Source organism: Pseudomonas bubulae, from assembly GCF_037023725.1.
Lineage (GTDB): Bacteria > Pseudomonadota > Gammaproteobacteria > Pseudomonadales > Pseudomonadaceae > Aquipseudomonas > Aquipseudomonas bubulae.
Map to the genome: position 1 here is coordinate 4991322 of NZ_CP146077.1, position 25775 is coordinate 5017096.

21 protein-coding genes and 1 other RNA gene are annotated in these 25775 nt (G+C 58.0%); 10 read left to right on the plus strand and 12 right to left on the minus strand.

Going from position 1 to position 25775, the window contains the following annotated elements; translation table 11 throughout:
• Positions 1-30: 30 nt before the first annotated feature.
• The 7 genes from greA to grpE all read right to left on the minus strand — a co-directional run bounded on the left by greA (position 31) and on the right by grpE (position 10069).
• On the minus strand, positions 31-507 hold the full coding sequence (gene greA, locus V6L81_RS23020) for a transcription elongation factor GreA (protein ID WP_016783444.1): 477 nt from the start codon (positions 505-507) through the stop codon (positions 31-33).
• Positions 504-3725, minus strand: coding sequence for a carbamoyl-phosphate synthase large subunit (gene carB, locus V6L81_RS23025; RefSeq protein ID WP_095002549.1), 3222 nt, complete (start codon positions 3723-3725; stop codon positions 504-506). Before carB ends, greA begins: the two co-directional genes overlap by 4 nt.
• A 114-nt stretch (positions 3726-3839) precedes the next feature.
• Positions 3840-4976, minus strand: a complete 1137-nt coding sequence (gene carA, locus V6L81_RS23030; RefSeq protein ID WP_016783446.1) for a glutamine-hydrolyzing carbamoyl-phosphate synthase small subunit — start codon at positions 4974-4976, stop codon at positions 3840-3842.
• Positions 4977-5235: 259 nt separating this feature from the next.
• Positions 5236-6042, minus strand: a complete 807-nt coding sequence (gene dapB, locus V6L81_RS23035; protein WP_095002548.1) for a 4-hydroxy-tetrahydrodipicolinate reductase — start codon at positions 6040-6042, stop codon at positions 5236-5238.
• Positions 6043-6052: 10 nt separating this feature from the next.
• Entirely contained in the window at positions 6053-7177 is a 1125-nt protein-coding gene (gene dnaJ / locus V6L81_RS23040; protein WP_095002547.1) for a molecular chaperone DnaJ, read from the minus strand.
• A 320-nt stretch (positions 7178-7497) separates the two neighbouring features.
• Positions 7498-9414 carry a molecular chaperone DnaK gene (gene dnaK, locus V6L81_RS23045; protein WP_095002546.1) on the minus strand — a complete coding sequence of 639 codons (1917 nt, stop codon included), beginning with the start codon at positions 9412-9414 and terminating at the stop codon, positions 7498-7500.
• 100 nt (positions 9415-9514) lie between these two features.
• On the minus strand, positions 9515-10069 hold the full coding sequence (gene grpE, locus V6L81_RS23050) for a nucleotide exchange factor GrpE (RefSeq protein WP_095002545.1): 555 nt from the start codon (positions 10067-10069) through the stop codon (positions 9515-9517).
• A 252-nt stretch (positions 10070-10321) separates the two neighbouring features.
• On the opposite strand from grpE, the gene recN reads away from it, so the two are divergent.
• The gene (recN, locus tag V6L81_RS23055; RefSeq protein WP_095002544.1) at positions 10322-12004 is read left to right on the plus strand and encodes a DNA repair protein RecN; all 1683 of its coding nucleotides are present in this window, start codon (positions 10322-10324) and stop codon (positions 12002-12004) included.
• Positions 12005-12102: 98 nt separating this feature from the next.
• On the opposite strand, the gene fur is transcribed toward recN, so the two are convergent.
• Positions 12103-12516: a ferric iron uptake transcriptional regulator gene (gene fur / locus V6L81_RS23060; protein WP_029611724.1), complete on the minus strand. Its 414-nt coding sequence runs from the start codon at positions 12514-12516 to the stop codon at positions 12103-12105.
• 98 nt (positions 12517-12614) lie between these two features.
• Between fur and V6L81_RS23065 the strand changes: the two genes are divergently transcribed.
• The gene (locus V6L81_RS23065; protein ID WP_016783453.1) at positions 12615-13142 is read left to right on the plus strand and encodes an outer membrane protein assembly factor BamE; all 528 of its coding nucleotides are present in this window, start codon (positions 12615-12617) and stop codon (positions 13140-13142) included.
• A gap of 57 nt (positions 13143-13199) precedes the next feature.
• On the opposite strand, the gene V6L81_RS23070 is transcribed toward V6L81_RS23065, so the two are convergent.
• The 3 genes from V6L81_RS23070 to V6L81_RS23080 are packed head-to-tail and all read right to left on the minus strand — an operon-like array spanning position 13200 to position 15355.
• Complete coding sequence (locus V6L81_RS23070) at positions 13200-13517, minus strand: RnfH family protein (protein WP_095002543.1); 318 nt, start codon at positions 13515-13517, stop codon at positions 13200-13202.
• Entirely contained in the window at positions 13510-13944 is a 435-nt protein-coding gene (locus tag V6L81_RS23075) for a type II toxin-antitoxin system RatA family toxin (RefSeq protein WP_095002542.1), read from the minus strand. The genes V6L81_RS23070 and V6L81_RS23075 overlap by 8 nt, the downstream gene beginning before the upstream one ends.
• Positions 13945-13951: 7 nt before the next feature.
• Positions 13952-15355 carry a sodium-dependent transporter gene (locus V6L81_RS23080; RefSeq protein WP_095002541.1) on the minus strand — a complete coding sequence of 468 codons (1404 nt, stop codon included), beginning with the start codon at positions 15353-15355 and terminating at the stop codon, positions 13952-13954.
• Positions 15356-15472: 117 nt separating this feature from the next.
• Between V6L81_RS23080 and smpB the strand changes: the two genes are divergently transcribed.
• On the plus strand, positions 15473-15955 hold the full coding sequence (smpB, locus tag V6L81_RS23085) for an SsrA-binding protein SmpB (RefSeq protein WP_048383611.1): 483 nt from the start codon (positions 15473-15475) through the stop codon (positions 15953-15955).
• Between the two features lie 156 nt (positions 15956-16111).
• Here the strand turns inward: smpB and V6L81_RS23090 are convergent, their stop codons facing one another.
• On the minus strand, positions 16112-16879 hold the full coding sequence (locus V6L81_RS23090; RefSeq protein WP_016783458.1) for a GntR family transcriptional regulator: 768 nt from the start codon (positions 16877-16879) through the stop codon (positions 16112-16114).
• A gap of 261 nt (positions 16880-17140) precedes the next feature.
• Here V6L81_RS23090 and V6L81_RS23095 point away from each other — a divergent pair, with 261 nt between their 5' ends.
• From V6L81_RS23095 to ssrA, 7 genes are all read left to right on the plus strand, one after another.
• On the plus strand, positions 17141-18835 hold the full coding sequence (locus tag V6L81_RS23095) for a lactate permease LctP family transporter (protein ID WP_338660351.1): 1695 nt from the start codon (positions 17141-17143) through the stop codon (positions 18833-18835).
• 113 nt (positions 18836-18948) lie between these two features.
• Positions 18949-19773, plus strand: a complete 825-nt coding sequence (locus tag V6L81_RS23100; protein WP_095020678.1) for a (Fe-S)-binding protein — start codon at positions 18949-18951, stop codon at positions 19771-19773.
• Positions 19770-21230, plus strand: coding sequence for a LutB/LldF family L-lactate oxidation iron-sulfur protein (locus tag V6L81_RS23105; RefSeq protein WP_338660352.1), 1461 nt, complete (start codon positions 19770-19772; stop codon positions 21228-21230). The genes V6L81_RS23100 and V6L81_RS23105 overlap by 4 nt, the downstream gene beginning before the upstream one ends.
• Positions 21227-21898 (plus strand): LUD domain-containing protein, encoded by a 672-nt coding sequence (locus V6L81_RS23110; RefSeq protein WP_095002537.1) that lies wholly within the window; start codon positions 21227-21229, stop codon positions 21896-21898. Before V6L81_RS23105 ends, V6L81_RS23110 begins: the two co-directional genes overlap by 4 nt.
• Positions 21895-24702, plus strand: a complete 2808-nt coding sequence (locus V6L81_RS23115; RefSeq protein ID WP_337859146.1) for an FAD-binding and (Fe-S)-binding domain-containing protein — start codon at positions 21895-21897, stop codon at positions 24700-24702. Before V6L81_RS23110 ends, V6L81_RS23115 begins: the two co-directional genes overlap by 4 nt.
• Before the next feature lie 262 nt (positions 24703-24964).
• Positions 24965-25246 carry a hypothetical protein gene (locus tag V6L81_RS23120; RefSeq protein WP_095002535.1) on the plus strand — a complete coding sequence of 94 codons (282 nt, stop codon included), beginning with the start codon at positions 24965-24967 and terminating at the stop codon, positions 25244-25246.
• A 73-nt stretch (positions 25247-25319) separates the two neighbouring features.
• Positions 25320-25711, plus strand: a transfer-messenger RNA (tmRNA) gene (gene ssrA / locus V6L81_RS23125).
• The last annotated feature ends 64 nt before the right edge of the window (positions 25712-25775 follow it).

Sequence of the window (25775 nt, forward strand, 5' to 3'; positions counted from 1 at the left end):
AAGTGCGCCCGCACACGGCGGGCGCTCTTCTTAGATGTGACTTACTTTGACAATTTCGTACTCAATGACGCCGCCCGGTGTTTTCACCGCCACCACATCACCCTCTTCCTTGGCAATCAAGGCACGGGCAAGTGGCGAACCAACGGAGATCTTTCCGAGCTTGAAGTCAGCCTCATCTTCACCAACGATCTGGTAGGTCACGCTTTCGTCAGTTTCAACGTTGGCGATCTCGACCGTGGTACCGAAAATCACTTTACCGGTGTGAGGAATAGTCGTTACATCGATGATCACCGCGTTCTGCATGCGGCCTTCGATGTCACGGATACGCGCCTCAACCATACCCTGCTGCTCACGGGCAGCATGGTATTCAGCGTTTTCTTTAAGGTCGCCCAGCTCACGCGCCGTGCCGATATCCTGGCTCAGCTTGGGACGAACAACCTTGGTCAGATGTGCGTGTTCTTCTTCCAGGGCTTTGGCGCCCTGGACCGTCATTGGGTACTTGATCATGCCTTTAATCCTGCGTGTAGATCCTGCAAGCGACGTACGGTTTTTTCAGGACCGAATTTAAGCGCTTCACAGATCGCTTCGCCAGCAGCAATAGTCGTGGTGCAGTAGATCTTGTGCTGCAGCGCGTTGCGGCGAATGGAATAGGAGTCAGCAATCGACTGACGTCCTTCGGTAGTGTTGATGATCAAGGTTACTTCGTCGTTCTTGATCATGTCGACAACGTGCGGACGACCTTCGGTCACCTTGTTCACACGACGTACTTTCAAGCCTGCTGCTTCGATGAACTTGGCAGTGCCAACGGTCGAAACGATTTCAAAGCCCAGGTTGATCAGGTCGCGGGCAACGCCGGCAACCAGCGGCTTGTCGTCGTCGCGCACGCTGATGAAAGCAGTACCGCCAGTCGGCAGCACTTCGCTTGCACCCATCTGGGCCTTGGCAAACGCTTCGCCGAAGGTATCGCCCACACCCATCACTTCACCGGTGGACTTCATCTCAGGGCCGAGAATCGGGTCAACACCCGGGAATTTGGCGAACGGGAAGACCGCCTCTTTCACGCTGTAGAAGTTAGGAATGATTTCTTTGGTGAAACCGATTTCCTTCAGGGTTTTACCGGCCATTACGCGAGCTGCGATCATCGCCAGGGAAACACCGATGCACTTGGAGACGAAAGGAACGGTACGCGATGCACGCGGGTTCACTTCGATCACGTAGATATCTTCGCCCTGCAGAGCCAATTGCACGTTCATCAGGCCGACAACGCCCAACTCCAGAGCCATTTTCTTGACCTGCTCGCGCATCTCGTCCTGGATGTGCAGCGGCAGCGAGTACGGCGGCAGCGAGCAAGCGGAGTCACCGGAGTGAACGCCAGCCTGTTCGATGTGCTGCATGATTGCGCCGATCACTACATCAGTACCGTCGCAGACAGCATCCACGTCCATTTCGATGGCGCAGTTGAGGAAGTGGTCCAGCAGCACGGGGCTGTCGTTGGACACTTTCACTGCGTCACGCAGGTAGCGCTTGAGCTCGTCTTCTTCGTAAACGATTTCCATCGCACGGCCGCCCAACACGTAGGAAGGACGAACAACCAGCGGGTAACCGATCTTGCCAGCGGCACGAATGGCTTCGTCTTCGCTGCGCACAGTAGCGTTAGGCGGCTGACGCAGGTTCAGGCGCTCAACCATCTGCTGGAAGCGCTCACGGTCTTCTGCACGGTCGATCGCGTCAGGGCTGGTACCGATGATCGGCACGCCGGCTTCTTCCAGGGCACGCGCCAGTTTCAGCGGGGTTTGGCCGCCGTACTGGACAATCACGCCTTTTGGCTTCTCGACACGCACGATTTCCAGCACGTCTTCCAGGGTTACGGATTCGAAGTACAGACGATCCGAGGTGTCGTAGTCGGTGGAAACGGTTTCCGGGTTGCAGTTGACCATGATGGTCTCGTAACCGTCGGCACGCAGCGCCAGAGCGGCGTGAACGCAGCAATAGTCAAACTCGATACCCTGGCCGATACGGTTCGGGCCACCACCCAGAATCATGATCTTGTCACGATCCGAAGGGTTGGCTTCGCACTCTTCCTCATAGGTGGAGTACATGTAGGCGGTGTCGGTTGCGAACTCGGCTGCGCAGGTGTCAACGCGCTTGTAGACCGGGAACACTTCCAGCTTGTGGCGGTGGCGACGCAGGTTCTTCTCGGTCACACCCAGCAGAACGGCCAGACGCGCGTCGGAGAAGCCCTTGCGCTTGAAGCGGTACATGGCGTCGCGATCGATCGACGACAGGGCCATGGTCTTGATTTTTTCTTCGTCCTTGATCAGATCTTCGATCTGTACCAGGAACCAAGGGTCAATCATGTTCATGCCGAAGATATCTTCAACGGTCATGCCGGCGCGGAACGCGTCAGCCACGTACCAGATACGCTCGGCGCCCGGCACGGTCAGCTCGCGCTTGAGCACGGCCATGCTTTCCGGGTTGCTCAGGTCCAGCTTTGGATCAAGACCGCTGACACCTACTTCCAGACCGCGAAGGGCCTTTTGCAGGGATTCCTGGAAAGTCCGGCCGATGGCCATGACTTCGCCCACAGATTTCATCTGTGTGGTCAAACGGGCGTCAGCCTTGGCGAACTTCTCGAAAGCGAAGCGCGGCAGCTTGGTCACAACGTAGTCGATGGACGGCTCGAAGGACGCAGGCGTAGCGCCGCCGGTGATTTCGTTTTGCAGCTCGTCCAGGGTGTAACCGATCGCCAATTTGGCAGCGATACGGGCGATCGGGAAGCCGGTGGCTTTCGATGCCAGCGCCGACGAACGCGATACACGCGGGTTCATTTCGATCACGACCATACGGCCGGTGTCCGGGCAGATACCGAACTGAACGTTGGAACCGCCGGTTTCAACGCCGATCTCACGCAGTACCGCCAACGAGGCGTTACGCATGATCTGGTATTCCTTGTCCGTCAGGGTCTGTGCCGGAGCAACGGTGATCGAGTCACCGGTGTGCACGCCCATCGGGTCGAAGTTTTCGATCGAGCAAACGATGATGCAGTTGTCTTTTTTGTCGCGGACAACCTCCATCTCGTACTCTTTCCAGCCGATCAGGGATTCGTCGATCAGCAGCTCTTTGGTTGGCGACAGGTCCAGACCACGGGTGCAGATCTCTTCGAACTCTTCACGGTTGTAAGCAATACCGCCACCGGTGCCGCCCATGGTGAAGGACGGACGAATGATGCACGGGAAGCCCAGTCGCTCGAGGACCGCATTGGCCTCTTCCATGGTGTGGGCGATACCGGAGCGCGGGCAATCCAGGCCGATGGACTTCATGGCCTTGTCGAAACGCGAACGGTCTTCAGCTTTGTCGATGGTGTCAGCGTTGGCGCCGATCATTTCTACGCCGAACTTCTCGAGCACGCCTTCGCGCTCCAGGTCCAGTGCGCAGTTCAGAGCTGTCTGGCCGCCCATGGTTGGCAGCAGTGCATCCGGACGCTCTTTTTCGATGATCTTGGCAACGGTCTGCCACTTGATCGGCTCGATGTACGTGGCGTCAGCCATGTCCGGGTCGGTCATGATAGTGGCAGGGTTGGAGTTCACCAGGATGACGCGGTAACCCTCCTCGCGCAGGGCTTTGCAGGCCTGGGCGCCGGAGTAGTCGAATTCACACGCCTGGCCGATAACAATCGGGCCAGCGCCGAGAATCAGGATGCTTTTTATGTCTGTACGTTTTGGCATGGGTTTGTCACTCAAATCCGCAGGTCAGTCGGCAAGCTGTCAATCAGGTTCCTGAAGCCCCCTGGGGGCCACCGAGATTCGGGGCCGCCACAGGGCGCTGCAAAAGGAGGCTGATTAACGGCGCTTGGCCATCTCATTGATGAAGCGATCGAACAGCGGTGCAACGTCGTTCGGGCCAGGGCTTGCTTCAGGGTGACCCTGGAAGCTGAAAGCGCTTTTGTCGGTCAGCTCGATACCTTGCAGGGTGCCGTCGAACAGCGACTTGTGGATGGCGCGCACATTGGCTGGCAAGCTCGCTTCGTCTACCGCAAAACCGTGGTTCTGGCTGGTGATCATTACAACACCGGTGTCCAGATCCTGAACCGGGTGGTTTGCACCGTGATGGCCATGACCCATTTTCACGGTCTTGGCGCCGGAGGCCAGGGCCAGCAGCTGGTGACCCAGGCAGATACCGAAAACCGGAATCTCGGTGGTCAGCACTTGCTTGATTGCTGTGATCGCGTAGTCGCAAGGCTCAGGGTCACCCGGGCCGTTGGACAGGAACACGCCATCCGGGTTGAGTGCCAGAACGTCACTGGCCGGAGTCTGTGCCGGAACCACGGTCACGCGGCAGCCGCGCTCAACCAGCATGCGCAGGATGTTCCACTTTACGCCGTAGTCATAAGCGACCACGTGGTAAGGCAGCTCGCTGGCTTCGATGGTCGGGTGACTGTCGGTAGCCAGGTTCCAGACGCTGGAGCGCCACTCGTAGGCTTTTTCGGTGCTGACGACTTTCGCCAGATCCATGCCCTTCAGGCCCGGGAAGCCGCGGGCCGCTGCGATGGCAGCTTCTTCAGAAATGTTGTCGCCCGCCATGATGCAACCGTTCTGCGCGCCTTTCTCACGCAGGATGCGCGTCAGGCGGCGAGTGTCGATACCGGCGATAGCCACAACATTGTTGGTTTTCAGGTAGTCGGCCAGCGACATGGTGTTGCGCCAGTTGCTTGCAACCAGCGGCAGATCACGAATTACCAGACCTGCGGACCAGACACGATCAGACTCGGCGTCTTCCGGGGTAGTACCGGTGTTGCCAACATGCGGGTAAGTCAGGGTCACGATTTGCTGAGCGTAGGAAGGATCCGTCAGGATCTCCTGGTAGCCAGTCATTGCGGTGTTAAACACCACCTCACCAACGGTTTGACCGTCGGCCCCAATGGCTTCGCCGCGAAAAATGCTGCCATCAGCGAGGGCGAGTATGGCTTGCTTAGTCAAGAAGACCTCCCGTAAATAAAGCCTGAAAGGGCGATCGCAGGTTGTAAAAAAGCGGAGTGACGTATGGACACGTCACCCCGCTTCTTCATCGAATTATCTGCGCGCTTTTAGTGGACACACTAAAGCTGTAGCTTACAGAAAAAGGCTTTTTTGGTCTACCGCTAAAGAGTCTAAAAGACAGGGGAATGCGACAGAACATCGCTTAGCGGTTAAAAATCGGGCTACTGGCGCGCCAACAGCCCGATTTTACAGAGGTTACTCAGCGCAGGTCGAGCACATCCTGCATGTCATACAGGCCAGGCTCACGCCCTTGCAGCCAGAGAGCAGCACGAACAGCACCCTTGGCAAAGGTCATGCGGCTGGATGCCTTGTGGGTAATTTCCAGGCGCTCGCCTTCAGTGGCGAACAAGACCGTGTGATCACCCACCACATCACCGCCGCGCACCGTGGCAAAACCGATGGTTTCGCGCTCACGGGCACCGGTATGGCCTTCACGACCATAGACCGCAACCTTTTGCAGGTCACGACCCAACGCATCGGCGATCACCTCACCCATGCGCATCGCGGTACCCGAAGGCGCGTCGACTTTGTGCCGATGATGAGCTTCGATGATTTCGATATCGGCATCCTCACCCATCACCCGCGCCGCCATATCCAGCAGCTTGAACGACAGGTTGACGCCGACACTGAAGTTGGAAGCAAAGACAATCGCAATATCCTGGCCAGCCTCGACCAGCAACTGCTTCTGCTCGGCATTCAGCCCCGTCGTACCAATGACCATGGCCTTGCCCAATTTGCGACACACCGCCAGGTTGGCGAGCATCACTTCAGGCAAGGTGAAGTCGATCAGCACGTCGAAATCAGCCGCGACCGCTTGCAGGCTTTCGGACAACGGCACGCCGATGCGCCCGATAGAAGCCAGCTCACCGGCATCAGCCCCCACCAGGGAGCTGCCAGGACGCACGATGGCCGCCGTCAGCCCGCACAGCGGCGAACGCTGCTGCACCGCATCGATCAAGGTCTTGCCCATGCGCCCGGCAGCGCCCATCACAGCTATACGTCGCATCTACCGCTCCTTACAGGTCGCCGAAAAAACGCTTTACGCCTTCGAACCAGCCAGTGGCGTTCGGCGAGTGACTGCTGTCACCTTCCAGCGTGGTGCGGAACTCTTCCATCAGCTCACGCTGGCGGCGGCTCAGCTTGACCGGGGTTTCGATCACCACACGGCACATCAAGTCGCCAGCACCGCCACCCCGCACAGGGGCCACACCCTTGCCACGCAAACGGAACTGCTTGCCGCTTTGTGTGCCTTCCGGGATTTTCAGCTTGACCCGACCATCCAGTGTCGGCACTTCAATTTCAGCACCCAGCGCAGCGTCGGCAAAGTTGATTGGCACTTCACAGAACAGATGCTTGCCGTCGCGCTGGAAAATCGCGTGCTCGCGCACATCGATCACCACATACAGGTCACCCGTAGGCCCACCCTGCACGCCCGCCTCGCCTTCGCCCGACAGACGAATGCGGTCACCGGTATCAACACCAGCCGGCACTTTCACAGAAAGGGTTTTGTATTCTTCTACGCGGCCTTCACCACGGCAGCTCTCGCACGGATCAGAAATCACCTTGCCTTGACCGTGGCAGCGCGGGCAAGTCTGCTGAACCGCGAAGAAACCCTGCTGCATGCGCACCTGACCAATACCGCCACAGGTGGTACAGGTCACAGGCGAAGAACCTTTCTTGGCGCCCGAACCGTCACATGGTTTGCAATTGACCAGTGTAGGAACGCGGATATTGACCGTAGTACCGCGTACGGCTTCTTCCAGATCCAGCTCCAGCGTGTAGCGCAAATCGCTACCGCGCTGAGCGCCACCCCGGGAGCCGCCACGACCACCGCCAAAGAAGTCGCTGAACACATCACCGAAAATATCGGAGAAGTTCTGACCGCCGAAACCTGCACCGCCGCCGCCCATTTGTGGATCAACACCGGCATGACCGTATTGATCGTAAGCAGCACGTTTACTGGAGTCCGACAGAACCTCGTAAGCCTCGTTGGCCTCTTTGAACAATTCTTCCGAAGCCTTGTCATCCGGATTACGGTCCGGGTGATGCTTCATCGCCAGGCGACGATAAGCCTTTTTCAGCTCTATCTCGGTCGAGGTGCGTTCAACACCCAAAATTTCGTAATAGTCGCGCTTTGCCATAATTCTTTGCACTCTCAAGGACGTTCGACAAAACCCTCCCGAGCCTCGCCAAACCCGCCAAGCCCGAAAAGGATCAGACCCGACTCACGTCTTTTCAACGATATAGGTTTGTGTTTAACAGCCAATGCATTGGCCGCCAGGAGCGGTTACTTCAGGCCGGAAAACAGAAAAGATCCAGACCAAACCGCCAGCATTCGACTTTGTCGCATGCTGTAAAAATTTCGGTACTCCAGACACGCCAACGCGGGAGCAAGCTCCCGCGCGGCGACATCCTACCAGTCACCGCGCAAGCGCGGTCAACCGGGCGACAAACAAGCTGATTACTTGTTGTCTTTTACTTCTTCGAACTCAGCGTCGACAACGTCGTCCGCTTTTTCAGCCGAATCAGCTGGCTTGGCCGCTGCGTCTGCCGGGTTCGCCTGCTCGGCGTACATTTTCTGTGCAACCGGAGCCGATACCTTGGACAGCTCTTCAACCTTGGCTTCGATAGCCGCCTTGTCGTCGCCTTTAACAGCGGTTTCAAGTGCAACTACAGCAGCTTCGATTGCAGCTTTCTCTTCCTCGGTCACTTTATCGCCAGCATCGACGATCATTTTGCGAGTCGAGTGAACCAGTGCATCGCCCTGGTTACGTGCAGCTGCCAGCTCTTCGAACTTGCGGTCTTCCTCAGCGTTGATCTCGGCATCGCGAACCATCTGAGCGATTTCTTCCTCGGACAGACCCGAGTTAGCCTTGATCACGATCGACTGAGACTTGCCAGTCGCCTTGTCTTTTGCACTTACGTGCAGGATGCCGTTGGCATCGATGTCGAAGGTCACTTCGATCTGAGGCACGCCACGTGGAGCAGGTGGAATGTCAGCCAGGTCGAACTTGCCCAACGACTTGTTCTGTGCAGCTTGCTTACGCTCGCCTTGCAGCACGTGAATGGTCACAGCGCCCTGGTTATCGTCTGCAGTCGAGAACACTTGCGATTTCTTGGTAGGAATCGTGGTGTTTTTCTCGATCAGGGCAGTCATTACGCCACCCATGGTTTCGATACCCAGAGTCAGCGGGCTCACGTCCAGCAACAGAACGTCTTTAACATCACCGGCCAATACCGCGCCCTGGATAGCAGCACCCATTGCAACAGCTTCGTCCGGGTTCACGTCTTTACGTGCTTCCTTGCCGAAGAACTCGGTTACCAGCTTCTGTACCAGCGGCATACGAGTCTGGCCACCGACCAGGATCACGTCGTTGATTGCGCCAACGTCGATACCGGCGTCTTTCAGCGCGATGCGGCAAGGCTCGATGGTGCGTTGAACCAGGTCTTCAACCAGCGATTCCAGCTTGGCGCGCGAAATTTTCACGTTCAAGTGCTTAGGACCGGTGGCATCTGCAGTGATGTAAGGCAGATTCACGTCAGTCGACTGGCTCGAAGACAGTTCGATCTTGGCTTTTTCCGCAGCTTCTTTCAGACGCTGCATCGCCAGCGGGTCACCTTTAAGGTTCATGCCGCTTTCTTTCTTGAACTCGTCAACCAGGTAGTCGATCAGACGGATGTCAAAGTCTTCACCACCCAGGAACGTGTCACCGTTGGTTGCCAGCACTTCAAACTGGTGCTCGCCATCCACTTCGGCAATTTCAATGACCGACACGTCGAAAGTACCGCCACCCAGGTCATAAACGATGACAGTGTGGTCGCCTTTCGCTTTATCCATACCGTAAGCCAGAGCAGCTGCGGTTGGTTCGTTGATGATGCGTTTTACGTCCAGACCCGCGATACGGCCGGCGTCTTTGGTCGCCTGACGCTGGCTGTCGTTGAAGTAGGCCGGAACGGTGATTACCGCTTCAGTCACTGGCTCGCCGAGGTAGTCTTCGGCGGTTTTCTTCATTTTCTTCAGAATTTCAGCCGAGATTTGTGGCGGAGCCATTTTCTGGCCGTTCACTTCAACCCAGGCGTCGCCGTTGTCAGCCTTGGCGATCTTGTACGGAACCATCTGAATGTCTTTCTGTACAACTTCTTCGTCAAAACGACGACCGATCAGACGCTTCACCGCGTACAGGGTGTTATGCGGATTGGTCACTGCCTGACGCTTGGCCGACTGGCCAACCAGAATTTCGCCATCATTGGCGTACGCAACGATCGACGGCGTAGTACGCGCGCCTTCTGCGTTTTCGATAACTTTTGCTTTACCGTTTTCCAGAACCGACACACACGAGTTGGTGGTCCCGAGGTCAATACCGATAATTCTGCCCATGTTTACTCTCCCTAAATTTGAATTTTGTTGCCGCAGCAGTAATGACCAACTGCGGCACTGCTTAACGCTTGACTTCTAAATGGGGGCCTTGTGGCCGATTTCAAGCCTGCTCGTCAATCGATGGCGAAACCGGCGCTGGCGCCTTGCTGACTACGACCATAGCCGGGCGCAGCAAGCGACCATTGAGCTGATAACCTTTTTGAAACACCTTGAGCACACTGTTTGGCTCCAGGTCTGCGCTTTCCTGCATTGCCATCGCCTGGTGATGCTCGGCATTGAAGGGTTCGCCGTGCGGGTCGATGGCTTCCAGCTGATAGCGCTTCAGGGTGTCCTGGAACATTTTCAGGGTCAGCTCGATCCCTTCACGCATCGGACGGATGTTTTCATCGTCCGGGCTGGACAGCTCAAGACCGCGCTCCAGGCTGTCGATCACCGGCAACAGGTCGCCAGCGAATTTTTCCAGTGCAAACTTGTGAGCCTTCTCAACGTCCTGCTCGGCGCGGCGGCGAACGTTCTGCAGATCGGCAGCTACGCGCAGAGCCTGATCGTTAGCGGCTGCCAGCTGCTCTTCAAGCACCTGCACGCGGGTTGCCAGATCTTCGCCAGCTACTTCGGCTTCCTGGTTCTGCGTATCCATAGTCTGTTCGTCTGCCATAGATTTCTCCTTTCAAACTTCGTCCGCGAGCTCGACTCGCGCTTGTGCCAAGGTATATGGGGTCGCAATTCTCAGGTTCAAGAGCCAAAAACCCATAAAAGGCATGTTTGGCGAACCATCCTCCCACTGCCGAAAAAACCAAACGAGCTAAGAACCCGAATAAAACAAGCAAATCGAACTAAACACAGCCATTGTCAGCACGAAACAAAACACTGTATAAATAACCAGACATTACGTTTTGGAGCAGCTCCCATGCTGGTGCACCTGTCCGTACACAACTACGCCATCGTTGAACATCTCGATCTGGAACTGGATCGCGGGATGAGTGTAATCACTGGCGAGACCGGTGCCGGCAAATCGATCATGCTCGATGCATTGGGCCTCACCCTTGGCGACCGCGCCGACAGCGGCGTCGTGCGCCCCGGGGCCGACAAGGCCGATATCCTGGCCACGTTCGACCTGCAGGATATCCCCGAAGCCCGTGCCTGGCTGGCCGAGCGCGACCTTGAAGGCGACGGCCCGTGCATCCTGCGCCGGGTCATCACCGCCGAAGGCCGCTCGCGCAGCTATATCAACGGCACGCCCTGCCCCCAGGGCGACCTCAAGGTCCTGGGCGAGCTGCTGATCGATATCCACAGCCAGCACGAACACCAGTCGCTGCTCAAGCCCGATACCCATCGTCGCCTGCTCGACGAGTTCGCCGGTGCCACCGACCTGGCCCGCCAGGTACAACTGGCTGCACAACGCTGGCGCCAGACCAAACAAGAGCTTGAGCACCTGTCCAACTCCGGCGACGAACAGCGCGCGCGCCATCAGTTGCTCAGCTATCAGCTTGAAGAGCTGGAGACACTCTCGCTGGGAGAAAACGAACTGGAAGAGCTGGAGCAGGAACATAAAAACCTGACCAACGCCGAAACCCTGCTGACCATCTGCCGCCAGGTAGTCGAGCAATGCAGCGAAAGCGATTCCGGCAACGTGCTCAATGCATTGACGGCCAGCCTCAACCGGCTTTCGAGCATCAACAGCAACTCCGGCTCACTGGGCGAAGCCACCGACCTGCTGGCCAGCGCACAGATTCAGGTCGAAGAGGCCGTAGGTGAGCTCAACCGCTTTATTGATCACTTCGATGCCGACCCGGGCCGCCTGCAGTATCTCGAGGAGCGCCTCGACACCATTTATACCCTGGCACGCAAACATCGGGTTCAACCCACCGAAGTGGCCGCCTTGCAGCAAAAACTGCTGGATGAGCTCGAAACACTCAACGCCAATGATGAAAATATCGAGCGTCTGGCCAATGAGCTGACCTCCTATGCCCGCCACTATCAAGAGTGCGCCCGCGAACTCAGCAACCTGCGCAACCTGGCCGCGACACGCCTGAGCAGTGCCGTCGAAGAAGAGATCCAGCGCCTGGGCATGCCTGGCGGCCGCTTTGTGATCGAACTGCGCCCGCAAGCCAGCAGCGACCCGGCGCCCTTCGGCCTCGAACACGTTGAACTGCTGGTGAGCGCCAACCCCGGCCAACCGCTCAAAGCCCTGGCCAAAGTGGCCTCGGGCGGCGAACTGTCGCGTATCAGCCTGGCCATTCAGGTCATCACCGCACAAACCTCCCGCGTACCGACCCTGGTGTTCGACGAAGTGGACGTGGGCATTGGGGGCCCCACTGCCGAGATCGTCGGGCAACTGCTGCGCCGCCTGGGCGAACGCGGCCAGGTGCTGACGGTCACTCACTTGCCGCAAGTGGCAGCGCAATGCCATCAACATCTGTTTGTCCATAAGGTTCGCGAGAGCGATACCACCCGCACGGCCGTGGCCAAACTGAGCAAAAAAGAGCGCGTAGAAGAAGTCGCCCGCATGCTTGGCGGTATCGACCTGACCAAGGAATCCCTGGCCCACGCCAAAAAGATGGTGATCACTGCAAAAAATCTTGCAGCTTAACGACGAACGGTCATGAAATAACCGATATCAGAAAGCACGAAGGCGGCCCTTGGGCCGCCTTCGATCGTTTCGCGAACCGTAATTCGCGTGACATGCTCTTACTTGGCCTTCTTGCGCACGTACAGCACCAAGTTGTGATCCACCAACTCAACACCGTGCTTGGCTGCAATGGCGTGCTGCAGTTTTTCGATGTCTTCGTCGAAAAACTCGATCACTTCACCGCTGTCCACGTTGACCATATGGTCGTGGTGGCCGCCGTCAGCATCAGCCAATTCAAAGACAGCATGACCGCCATCAAAATTATGGCGAATCACCAGCCCAGCTGACTCAAACTGGGTCAGAACACGGTAAACCGTGGCCAGACCTACGTCCTCGCCTGCTTGCATAAGTGCCTTGTAAACATCCTCGGCGCTCATGTGACGCTGCTCTGCAGAGTCAAGCATCTGTAGAATTTTGACTCGTGGCAGAGTCACCTTAAGTCCGGCCTTACGTAGTTCGCTATTTTCAACCATGGTTAGCTTTCTCGCGGAAGCCGCTTCGCAGCTTCTCTTAATACGGGTATGATCGGCGTTTACGTTGTCCCAGCCAAGATAGTGGAAGTCGCCCACCGATGCAAAACACCAAGCTCTTGCTAACCAGTTTCACCTTTGTGGGACTGCTCGCACTCGCCGGTTGTTCATTCCCCGGGGTTTACAAAATCGACATCCAACAGGGCAATGTCGTCACGCAGGACATGATAAACCAGTTACGCCCGGGAATGACCCGCCGGCAAGTGCGGTTTATCATGGGTAATGCCCTGCTGACCGATACATTCCACCCTGATCGCTGGGATTATCTGTATAGCCTGCAGCCCGGCGGCGGAGAACGCCAACAGGAACGCATCAGTGTGTTCTTCAACCAGAACGACCAGCTCGTGAGCCTGTCAGGTGACTTCAAGCCTGGCGTCAGCCGCGACGAAGCCATTCTCGGCAAAACCGGCGGCACAGACGTGACCGAACCGGCGACTCAAGCTCCAGCCGAGAAGAGCGAAGTTCCAGCCAAGCCTGGTTCATTGCTTGATCAAATCCAGAAGGACGTAGACGGTGTTGAAACCGTACCGGTTCCTACGCCAGAACCTCTGGATACCACCGAGCAATAAGCGCCCGGTACAAAAAAGCCCGGCATGCCGGGCTTTTTGTTGCCTGCAAGAAAGCCGTCAGGGCTGACTGAGGCGCTTGGCCTCGGCAGCCTTGGCCGCACGTTGACGGCGAATCTCTTTGGGGTCGGCCAGCAGCGCTCGATACATCTCGATACGATCCCCTGCCTGCAGCACCCGGGTATCAGGATCAGCCACCTGCTTGCCGAAAATCCCCACCGGACAATTAGCCAGGTCAACCTCGGGAAACTCGCGCCCCATGCCCGACACCAATACCGCTGCCCGCAGCGTCGTGCCTTGCGGCACAACCACGGTCAGCAGGCACTGGCGATCGACCGCGGCATAAACCACCTCAACTTCAATCACCGGCTCAGCCATACAACTGCTTGGCGCGCTGGCAAAAAGCATCCACCAGCGTATTGGCCGCCTGATTGAACAAAGGCCCCAGAGTGGCCTTGACGATGGCCCCGGCGTAATCAAAGGTCATGTCCAAGCTGATCTTGCACGCTTTGTCACCCAAAGGTTTGAACACCCACAGGCCGTGCAGCTTGGTAAAAGGACCTTCTTCCAGGTTCATCTCGATGGACTGCCCGGGCACCAGGGTATTGCGGGTGACAAAGTGCTGGCTCAGGCCACCCTTGGCCACCCCCAGGCTGGCGCGCATCAGCACTTCAGTGCTTTCCAGGATTTCGGCAGACGAGCACCACGGCAAAAACTGCGGGTAGCTCGCCACATCATTCACCAGGTCATACAGCGCCTGGGCTGGATAAGGCAACAAGGCAGAGCGTTGGATATGGGTAGTCATGTCAGCGTTACTTCCACAGCTGGGCGGCAAACACAATCAGAATGCCGAGTGGCGCCACATAGCGCATCAAAAAAAGAGTCAGGGCGAACATCACCGGGCTGCGCATCGACAATTCGTCACGAACCGCGCCGCGCCCCATGATCCAGCCTGCAAAGACCACAAAACACAGGCCGCCCAAGGGCAACATGATACGCGAGGTGAAGAAATCGACGACACCAAAGAAGTCCAGACCGCTGGCCGCGCCCCATTGATAGAGATGAAAACCGGAATCTTCGTTCACGAAAAACTTCGCCTGTTTCCAGATATTGAACGAAAACACCGTGCCCAGGCCAACAAACCAGCAACTGAAAGCCAGCCAGAAAGTGACCCACAAGCGCCGCACCCTGGTGCGCTCCACCAGGTACGCCACCATTGGCTCAAGCAACGAAATGGCCGAACTCCAGGCAGCGACTGCCACCAGCACAAAAAACACCACGCCCATCAACTGACCAAAGGCCACGTTACCGAAGGCAAACGGCAAGGTCACGAACATCAGGCCCGGGCCTTCGCCAGGGTTGAGCCCCGACGCAAATACAATTGGAAACAATGCCAGCCCAGCGAGCAATGAGACAAAAGTGTCGATCAGCGCCACCCCGACTACGGTGCCCGAGATCGATGCATTCTTGGGCATGTATGCGCCATAAATCATGATCGACCCCACACCCACGCTCAGGGAAAAGAACGCATGGCCCATCGCGGCCAGCAACCCGTCGAGTACGCGATCGGGGTTGAAGTCGAACATGAAATGTACGCCCTGCATAAAGTGCCCGGTGGTCATGCTGTAACCCAGCAGTACCAGCAGCAGCACAAACAGCAGCGGCATCATGATCCGCAAACTGCGCTCAAGCCCCGCCACCACCCCCTTGGCGATCACATACGCAGACAGCAACATAAACCCGGTATGCCAAAAAGTGAGGCGCCAGGGATTGGAAATCACATCACCAAAGTACTGGCCGACCTGATCGGCCGTCGCCCCCTGAAAATCGCCCTTGCCCATATTGATGATGTAATCCAGCGACCAGCCGCCCACCACACTATAGAAAGACAAAATCAGCAGCGCAGTGATCATCCCGGCAAAAGCCCCCCACGACCAACGCCCCGAGTGCCCCGCCTCGACCGCCAACACCTTCAAGGCATTCGCCGGACTCAGCCGGGCACGCCGCCCGATCAGGGTTTCAGCCAGCATCACCGGCACACCGATCAGCGCGATACAGGCCAAAAACACCAACACAAACGCGCCGCCGCCATAGACGCCAACCATGTAAGGGAATTTCCAGATACTGCCCAAACCCACGGCAGAACCGGTCGCAGCGAAAATAAAGACCCAACGGCTTGCCCAACTGCCGTGGACAGAAACCTTGTCTGTCGACATCGTTACTACGCCCAACCACTAAAAAAAGAGGGCGCATTGTCCGGGAATCACCCTACGTGCTCAAGCACGCAGGTGCCCGTAGCCGACACGCTCGCAACTGCCTATAATGCTGCCCCTATGGCTAAACAGAAGAAACACCCAACAGGGACCATCGCGCAGAATAAAAAAGCGCGACACGATTACTTCATCGAACATCGGTTCGAGGCTGGTCTGGTCCTGGCCGGCTGGGAAGTAAAAAGTCTGCGTGCAGGCAAGGCACAGCTGGTCGACAGCTACGTGCTACTCAAGGATGGTGAAGCATGGTTGCTCGGCAGCCATATCGCACCTCTGACGACAGCCAGCACGCACGTTATTGCCGACCCAACGCGCAGCCGCAAACTGCTGCTTAACCAGCGCGAGCTGGAAAAGCTGTTTGCCTCGGTGCAGCAGAAGGGTTACGCCTGCGTCTGCCTCTCGCTTTACTGGAGCAAGCACTTGATCAAGTGCGAAATTGCCCTGGGTAAAGGCAAGAAGGAATACGACAAGCGTCATACCGAGCGTGAGCGCGATTCCGATCGCGAGCTGCAACGTGCGGTGCGCAACAAGGGCAAGGAAGACTAGTTCTTCAGCCCTTGCACTCGTGGGAGCAACTGCCTTGATGCTGCCTCAGCTCTTGTGGGAGCGGGCTTGCTCGCGATGGAATCGACTTGGTATACCTGATATACCGAGTTGCATGAATCGCGAGCAAGCCCGCTCCCACAGGGTTTGCATCAACAATTACAAGCCATTGCGCCGCTCGGCCCGCGCCATGCGCTGAACTTCCTGACGCACTTCTTCCAGCACTTCCTGCACATACACCAGGTGACGGCTCGCCACTTCCCGGGCGTCTTCCGCCCTGCCCTCGATAATCGCCAGATACAACTCGCGATGCTGACTGATCAGCATGTCGCGCGTTTCACTGCGCTGCTTGTACATGCCACCAATATTGGTCACCACGTTGCGCTTGAGCAGGTCGAATAACCCGCGAATCGTATGCAGCAACACCGCGTTATGGCTCGCTTCGGCAATGGCCAGGTGGAAGTTGGCATCGGCCTCCCCCTCTTCTGCGCGACTGACTTCATCCACCCGTGCATAACAGTCCTGCAACCGTTCAAAAGCCAGCCGCAGCCGCTCACGGTCCATCTCGGTGGCACGCGATGCCGCGTAAAAAGCGCACGAAGCCTCAAGCGTGTGACGGAACTCAAGCAGATCGCGCTGCGCTTCAGGGTTGCTTTCCAACAGTTGCAACAAAGGATCACTAAAGGTCGAGCCCAGGGATGTTGCCACATAATTGCCGCCACCCTGGCGACTGACCAGCAGCCCCTTGGCCGACAATTTCTGGATCGCCTCCCGCAACGAAGGGCGCGACACCCCAAACTGCTCCGCCAGCGCACGTTCGGCAGGCAAGCGCTCACCTGACTTCAACGTGCCCTCGAGGATCATGCCCTCGAGCTGCTCGACAATATCGTCCGACAAACGGCGCTGCCGGATCTGATCAAACCCCATAACTGCTCTCCACCCTCCCGACCACGCGCCGGGGGCCGCTATTCTCGCCGATTGGCGCCACGCATACACCCATCAGAAACACCGCTAAAAACCCCATCAGATGCCCGGACAACGAACACCCCGACGAAAGTTTGTGAGGCGGCAAATTGACACATGCCTCATAAGGCCTTTAACCTAGCCAACAGTGATTGTAAATTGGTAATACCAATATACCAAACACAGTCTGCAGCATCGACCAATAACAATTAGGGGCCACCCCATATGCAAACCTGGCAACAGCTCTACAGCCCGCTCGGCAGCCTCGGCCTGTCCGCTCTCGCGGCCGTCGTCCCGATCGTATTCTTCTTCCTCGCCTTGGCCGTGTTCCGTCTCAAAGGTCACGTCGCCGGCAGCATCACCCTTGCCCTGTCGATTCTGGTGGCCATCTTTGCCTTCCAGATGCCTGTCGATATGGCCTTCGCAGCAGCGGGCTACGGATTTGCCTATGGCCTGTGGCCAATTGCCTGGATCATCGTTGCCGCGGTGTTCCTCTACAAACTGACCGTCAAAAGCGGCCAGTTCGAAATCATCCGCAGCTCCGTGCTGTCGATCACCGACGACCAGCGCCTGCAAGTACTGCTGATCGGCTTCTGCTTCGGTGCTTTCCTTGAGGGTGCAGCCGGTTTCGGTGCGCCGGTAGCGATTACAGCAGCACTGCTTGTAGGCCTGGGTTTTAACCCGCTGTACGCCGCTGGCCTGTGCCTGATCGCCAACACGGCCCCGGTCGCGTTTGGCGCCCTGGGCATCCCGATCATCGTGGCGGGTCAGGTCACCGGAATCGACGCGTTCAAGATCGGCGCCATGGCCGGTCGCCAGCTACCACTGCTGTCGCTGTTCGTGCCGTTCTGGCTGGTATTCATGATGGACGGCCTGCGCGGCGTGCGTGAAACCTGGCCCGCAGCCCTGGTGGCCGGTTTGAGCTTCGCCATCACCCAGTACTACACCTCCAACTACATTGGCCCGGAACTGCCGGACATCACCTCGGCCCTGGCCAGCCTGGTCAGCCTGACCCTGTTTCTGAAAGTCTGGCAGCCAAAACGTACCGCAGGTGCACGAATTGCTGGCGTTAGCTCTGACGTAATTGTTACCGCGAGCGCAGGTGGTTTCGGTAAACCGACCAACCTGATGGCTTCGCCTTACAGCCTGATGCAGATTCTGAAAGCCTGGTCACCGTTCCTGATCCTTACCGTGCTGGTCACCATCTGGACCCTCAAACCGTTCAAGGAGATGTTCTCTGCCGGTGGCTCGATGTACGGCTGGGTGTTCAACTTCGCGATCCCGCACCTTGACCAACTGGTGATCAAGACCGCCCCTATCGTCAACGCGCCAACCGCGATTGCCGCCGTGTTCAAACTTGATCCGATTTCGGCAACCGGCACGGCGATTTTCTTCTCGGCACTGATCTCGATGCTGATACTGAAGATCGACATCAAGACTGGTCTGACCACTTTAAAAGAAACCTTCTACGAACTTCGCTGGCCGATTCTTTCCATCGGTATGGTGCTGGCCTTCGCCTTCGTCACCAACTACTCGGGCATGTCCTCGACCATGGCCCTGGTACTGGCAGGTACTGGCGCCGCGTTCCCGTTCTTCTCGCCGTTCCTCGGCTGGCTGGGCGTGTTCCTGACCGGTTCAGACACCTCGTCCAACGCCCTGTTCAGCTCGTTGCAGGCCACCACCGCGCACCAGATCGGCGTGAGCGACACCCTGATGGTGGCTGCCAATACCAGTGGCGGCGTGACCGGCAAGATGATTTCCCCGCAATCGATCGCTGTCGCCTGTGCGGCGACCGGCCTGGTGGGCAAAGAATCGGACCTGTTCCGCTTCACCCTCAAGCACAGTCTGTTTTTCGCCACCATCGTCGGCCTGATCACCCTGGCCCAGGCCTACTGGTTCACCGGCATGCTGGTTCACTGATAAGCGCTATGGTTACTGCACGTTAATGTCGCCGGGGCACAGCCCCGGCGTCAGTAATTCACGACCCGGTCCACCTCGGTGGACACATAACCGGGACCACCCGGAGACGCCTGATGAGCGAGCTTTTTTACAACGCCGTGCCGAATGCGACCCGTGTCGCCCCGCCCTTGCCTGTACCCCGCCAATACCCCGCGCAAAAACCGCGCAAGGTCTACCTGTTCGGCACCTGCGTGGTCGATCTGTTCTTCCCCGAAGCCGGGATGGACGCCATCCACCTGATCGAGCGCGAAGGTATCGACGTCGATTATCCCCAAGGCCAGAGCTGCTGTGGTCAACCGGCCTACACCTCGGGTTACACCGAGCAGGCCCGGGAAGTGGCCCGTGCGCAACTGGCCCTGTTCGCCGAAGACTACCCGGTAGTCGTGCCTTCCGGCTCCTGCGCCGGCATGCTGCGCGAACACTATGAAGACCTGTTCAAGGATGAGCCCGACACCCTGAAAAAGGTTCACGCCCTGGCTGAACGCACCTTTGAACTCACCGAATTTTTGCTATTTGTGTGCAAGGTCCGCTTCAAGGACCACGGCGCCCCGGTCAAGGTCGCACTGCACACCTCCTGCTCGGCCCGCCGCGAAATGAACACCCACCTGCACGGCCGCGAAATGCTCGCGCAACTGGGCAATGTGGAGCGCATCGACCACAGCCACGAAAGTGAATGCTGCGGTTTTGGCGGGACCTTCAGCGTACGCATGCCGGATATTTCCGGCGCCATGGTCGCTGACAAAACCCGCTCCCTGATTGATACCGGCGCCCATCAAGTGCTCACCGCCGATTGCGGCTGCCTGATGAACATCAACGGCTCGCTGGAAAAACAGAAGGAATCACTGCGCGGCCAGCATCTGGCCAGTTTCCTGTGGCAGCGCACCGGAGGTGGCCAATGAGCGCCAGCACCCTGATCCCTACCGTCGCGGTCGAAGAAGACTTCCGCGAGCGCGCCCACGAAGCCCTGGGTGACAAGCAACTGCGAAACAACTTCCGCAGTGCAATGGATTCTCTGATGACCAAGCGCGCTGTTGCCTTCAGCGACGCCCATGAGCGCGAGTACTTGCGCGCTCTGGGCAACGCCATCCGCGCCCGCGCCCTGTCCAAGTTGCCTGACCTGCTGGAACGACTGGAAGCCAACCTGACCCGTAATGGCGTGCAGGTTCATTGGGCTGAAACCGTCGACGAAGCCAATCAAATCGTCATGTCCATCGCCCGCCGGCGCGCCGCCAAACAGGTGATCAAAGGCAAGTCGATGGTCAGCGAAGAGATGGAGATGAACCACGTACTCGGCGCCCAGGGCATTGAATGCCTTGAGTCCGACATGGGCGAATATATTGTTCAACTCGACAACGAAAAGCCCTCCCACATCATCATGCCCGCGATCCATAAGAACGCCGGGCAAGTGGCCGACCTGTTTCACGAAAAACTCGGCGTGGAATACACCAAAGACGTGGATCAACTGATCCAGATCGGCCGCCGCGTACTGCGCCAGAAATTCTTTGAAGCGGACATCGGCGTGTCTGGCGTCAACTTTGCCGTTGCTGAAACCGGCACCCTGCTGCTGGTGGAAAACGAAGGCAACGGGCGTATGTCGACCACGGTGCCGCCTGTGCATATTGCCGTTACCGGCATCGAAAAAGTGGTCGAGAACCTGCGCGACGTTGTACCGCTGGTGTCCCTGCTGACCCGCTCGGCCCTTGGCCAGCCCATCACCACCTACGTCAATATGATTTCCGGCCCACGCAAACCCGGCGAGCTGGACGGCCCTGAAGAAGTGCACCTGGTGCTGCTCGATAACGGTCGCAGCCAGGCGTTTGCCGACAGCGAATTGCGCCAGACACTGAACTGCATTCGCTGCGGTGCCTGCATGAACCACTGCCCGGTTTACACCCGCATTGGCGGTCATGCCTACGGTGAGGTGTATCCCGGCCCGATTGGCGCAATCATCACGCCACATATGGTGGGCTTGAACAAAGTCCCGGATCACCCGAGCGCCTCATCGCTGTGCGGTGCCTGTGGCGAAGTGTGCCCGGTAAAAATCCCGATCCCGGCCCTGCTGCGGCGCCTGCGTGAAGAAAACGTCAAAGCCCCCGATACCGTACCGCGCATCATGCGTGGTCAGGGCAGCAAGTATTCGCGTAAAGAGCGCCTGATCTGGAATATGTGGGCCAAGCTCAACAGCTCACCCGCGCTTTACCGCACCTTCCTGAAAGCCGCTACCCGTCTGCGCGCCCTGACGCCGAGAAAGGTAGGCCCGTGGACGCAAAACCACAGCGCGCCCAAACCCGCCGCCCGTTCGCTGCACGATATGGCCCGCGAGCATCTGGCGAAAAAGTCGGGAGAAACACGATGAGCGCCAAGCAAAACATCCTCAATAAACTGCGTAAAAGCCTGACGGGCACCACACCGGTGCCTGACAATTTTGACGAAGTGCTGGTCACAGAGCCCTGGACCTACACCCCGGAGCAACGTATCCCGCAACTGCGCAAGCTGATGGAAGCGGTCCACACTGAAATCCACCTCAGTACCGAGCAAGGCTGGCCTGCATTGCTCGCGCAATTGGTCACCGACCGTCAGTTGCCAAGCCTGCTGATCGCACCGACTACAGCGCACGGGCAAAAGGTCAGCGAACACTGGGCACAAAACCCCGGGTTGCCAGCACTTAAAGCCTACGACCGGCCGGTAGAAGCGTGGAAAGCCGAACTGTTCAACGATACACCGGCCAGCCTCACCACCACCCTGGGGGCAATTGCTGCCACCGGCAGCCTGATCATGTGGCCAACCCCGGAAGAACCACGGCTGATGAGCCTGGTGCCGCCGGTGCATTTTGCCCTGCTTAAGGCCAGCGAAATCCGCGACAACTTTTATCAGGTGCAGCGTGAAATGAACTGGACCGCCGGCATGCCGACCAATGCGTTACTGGTGTCCGGCCCGTCGAAAACCGCTGATATCGAGCAAGTGCTGGCCTACGGCGCCCACGGTCCCAAAGACCTGATCGTGCTGATTCTGGAGGATGCATGAGCCTGCCCGCCGCCTTTGTGCGTGATGCCGAGCGACTGATCCCCCAGGACCGCCGTTTTACCGATGCGCTGTCGACCCTGGCGTTCGGCACCGATGCGAGCTTTTACCGACTGATCCCCAAGCTGGTGATTCGCGTCGAGTCCGAAGATGAAGTGGTGGAGCTGCTGCGCCTGGCCCGTCGCGATCAGGTATCGGTGACCTTTCGCGCAGCGGGCACCAGCCTCTCTGGCCAGGCCATCAGCGACTCGGTGCTGATCGTGCTCGGCGACAACTGGAACGGCAAGGAAATCCGCGGCCAGGGCAGGCAAATCCGCCTGCAACCGGGAGTGATCGGCGCCCAGGCCAACGCCTGGCTGGCCCCGTTCGGACGCAAGATCGGCCCAGACCCGGCATCGATCAACGCCTGCAAAATTGGCGGCATCGTCGCCAATAATGCCAGCGGCATGTGTTGCGGCACCGCACAAAACACCTACCACACCCTGGCGGGCCTGCGCGTAGTGCTGGCCGACGGTACCCGGGTCGACACCGAAGATGCCGCCAACATCGCCGCCTTTCGCCAAAGCCACGGGCCATTGCTCGAGCAGTTGGGGACGTTGGCTCGCGAAACCCGCGCCAACGCTGAACTGGCTGCAAAAATCCGCCACAAATACCGTCTGAAAAACACCACAGGCCTGTCCCTTAATGCCCTGGTGGATTTCGACGACCCGCTGGATATCCTCAGCCACCTGCTGGTGGGCAGCGAAGGTACCCTGGGCTTTATCAGCGCGGTGACCTACGACACCGTGATCGACCACCCGAACAAGGCTTCGGCGCTGATCGTGTTCCCGGATGTCGAGACCTGCTGCAACGCCGTCACCGTGCTTAAAAGCCAGCCCGTGTCTGCCGTGGAACTGCTCGACCGTCGCAGCCTGCGTTCGGTGCAGGACAAACCCGGCATGCCGGCTTTCGTACAACAATTGTCGGCCAATGCCTGCGCGCTATTGATCGAGTCCCGCGCAGCATCCCAGACCTTGCTGCACGAACAACTGGCGCAAATCATGGCCTCGCTGGTCGACTTCCCAGTTGAAAAACAGGTCGACTTTACCGAAGACCCTAAAGAAAACGCCAAGCTGTGGGCGATCCGCAAAGACACCTTCCCGGCCGTCGGGGCGGTGCGCAAAACCGGCACCACGGTGATCATCGAAGACGTGACCTTCCCCGTTGAACAACTGGCCATCGGCGTCAACCGCCTGATCGAGCTGTTCGACAAGCACCACTACGACGAAGCGATCCTGTTTGGCCATGCGCTGGAGGGCAACCTGCACTTCGTCTTTACCCAGGGTTTCAACAACCCCGAGGAAGTGGCGCGCTACCAGGCCTTTATGGATGACGTCGCGCAACTGGTGGCCGTGGAGTTTGGCGGTTCGCTCAAGGCAGAACACGGCACCGGGCGCAATATGGCGCCCTTTGTCGAGCTGGAATGGGGCAGCGACGCCTACCAGTTGATGTGGACGCTCAAGCGTTTGCTCGACCCGCAGGGCATTCTCAACCCCGACGTGGTGCTCAGCGAAGACCCGCATATCCACCTCAAACACCTCAAGCCGATGCCGGCGGCGGACGAGATTGTGGATAAGTGCATCGAGTGCGGTTTTTGCGAACCGGTGTGCCCCTCCAAGGGACTGACCCTGAGTCCACGCCAGCGGATTGTGATCTGGCGCGATATCCAGGCCAGGAAACGCGCTGGCATCGACACCACAGAGCTGGAAAAAGCCTACGCCTATCAAGGCATTGATACCTGCGCAGCCACCGGTTTATGCGCGCAACGCTGCCCGGTGGGCATCAATACCGGCGAACTGGTGAAAAAACTCCGGGCACGCAGCGCTGACAGTGTGAAAACGGCTGACTGGCTGGCCAGTCACTTCACCACAGCACTGCAGGGGGCACGTTTTACCCTGCACGTGGCCAATGGTGCGCGCATGCTGCTGGGGGCGCCGCGACTGGCAAAACTTTCATCGGCCCTGAGCAAGGCCAGCAAAGGCCGCGTGCCCTTGTGGACCAACGCCATGCCCCAGCCGGAACGGGCGATTCGTTTTACCCCGCCGGTCAAGGATGCCCGCCCGCGGGTGGTGTACCTGGCGGCTTGCGTGTCGCGGGTCATGGGCCCGGCGGCAGGAGACAAAGAACAAATGTCGTTGCTGGACAAAACCCGCGGCCTGCTGGAAAAAGCCGGTTACCAGGTGGTGTTCCCCGACAATATGGACAGCCTGTGCTGCGGCCAGCCGTTTGCGTCGAAAGGTTACAACGAACAGGCCGAACACAAGCGCCAGGAACTGATCGGCGCACTGCTGCAGGCCAGCCGTGGCGGGCTTGACCCGATCTACTGCGACACCAGCCCCTGCACCCTGCGCCTGGTGCAGGACCTGGGGGAAAGTCGCCTCGACCTGTACGACCCGGTACGCTTTATCCGCACCCACCTTGTGGACAAGTTGACCTTTACCCCGCAAACCGCACCGATTGCCGTGCATGTCACCTGCAGCACCCAGCACCTGGGCGAAAGCCAGGCCCTGATCGATATTGCGCGGCTGTGCAGCACCGACGTGGTGATCCCCGAGGGTATCCATTGCTGCGGCTTTGCCGGTGACAAAGGCTTTACCACCCCGGAGCTGAACGCCCACTCACTGCGCACTTTGAAAGACGCGGTGCAATATTGCAGCGAAGGGATCTCCACCAGCCGAACCTGTGAGATTGGCTTGAGCCAGCATGGCGGGATTGATTATCACGGCCTGGTGTATCTGGTAGACCGCGTCACCAGCGCCCAGGCCTGAAAATGTGGGAGCGGGCTTGCTCGCGACAGGATCGCTGCGGTGTGACCCATACACCGCGTCGATGCCATCGCGAGCAAGCCCGCTCCCACAAAATCAAATATTCGCTCTACTTTCGGGCACAAAAAAAACCAGAAATTAATGGCCTAACCCAGGCAGAACTCCCGAGCGTGGCTATAGTCAATTGGCTTAAGGCCCCAATGTTTGGGGCATAAAACCGAGCCTGGAAACACCGGGCCTACCCTGTGCACAAGGAGTTTTCCCCATGAAGCGTACCGCTCTTGCTGGTCTGTTTATATCCGCAGTGATGTTGGCCTCCCCGGTGTTTGCGGCAGACGACCTTTGCCAGATCAACCTGCAAAAGATCAACGACGCCGTAGCCAGCTCTGGCGAAATCAGCTCCGACTTACAAGACAACATCGACAGCACCGTCGCCCAGGCCAAGGAAGAACAGTCCAAAGGCACCAAAGAAGGCACTCAGGCCTGCGTTTCACTGACCACCCAGGTGCTCCAGGACATTGCCAACAACAACAAAGGTGGTGAGTAACCCCTTTGGGTTGGCCTTCTGCGTCAGAAAGGCGTAGACTCCGCTAGCTTGCTGGTTATACACAGCAGGCATCGGGGCCGTTTAGGATTCGACGCCGGTTGCGAAACTCTAGGTGCATGCCGAGTTGGTAACAGAACTCGTAAATCCACTGTTGCAACTACTTATAGTTGCCAATGACGAAACCTACGAGGGTCAAGCTCTCGCAGCGTAAGCTGCCTTAGCCATCCTCCTGGTACCTTCGGGTCCAGCAATCACTAGGGGATGCCTGTAAACCTGAAGTGATTGTCATATAGAACAGGATCGCCGTGCAGTACGTTGTGGACGAATCGGCTAAAACTTACACAACTCGCCCAAAGCACCCTGCCCTTCGGGTCGCTGAGGGTTAACTTAATAGAAACGGCTAAGCATGTAGTACCGACAGCGGAGTACTGGCGGACGGGGGTTCAAATCCCCCCGGCTCCACCAAACATACATCTAAAGACGTCCACGGACGTCTTTTTTTGTGCCTAAAATCCAGTAAATACAAGGC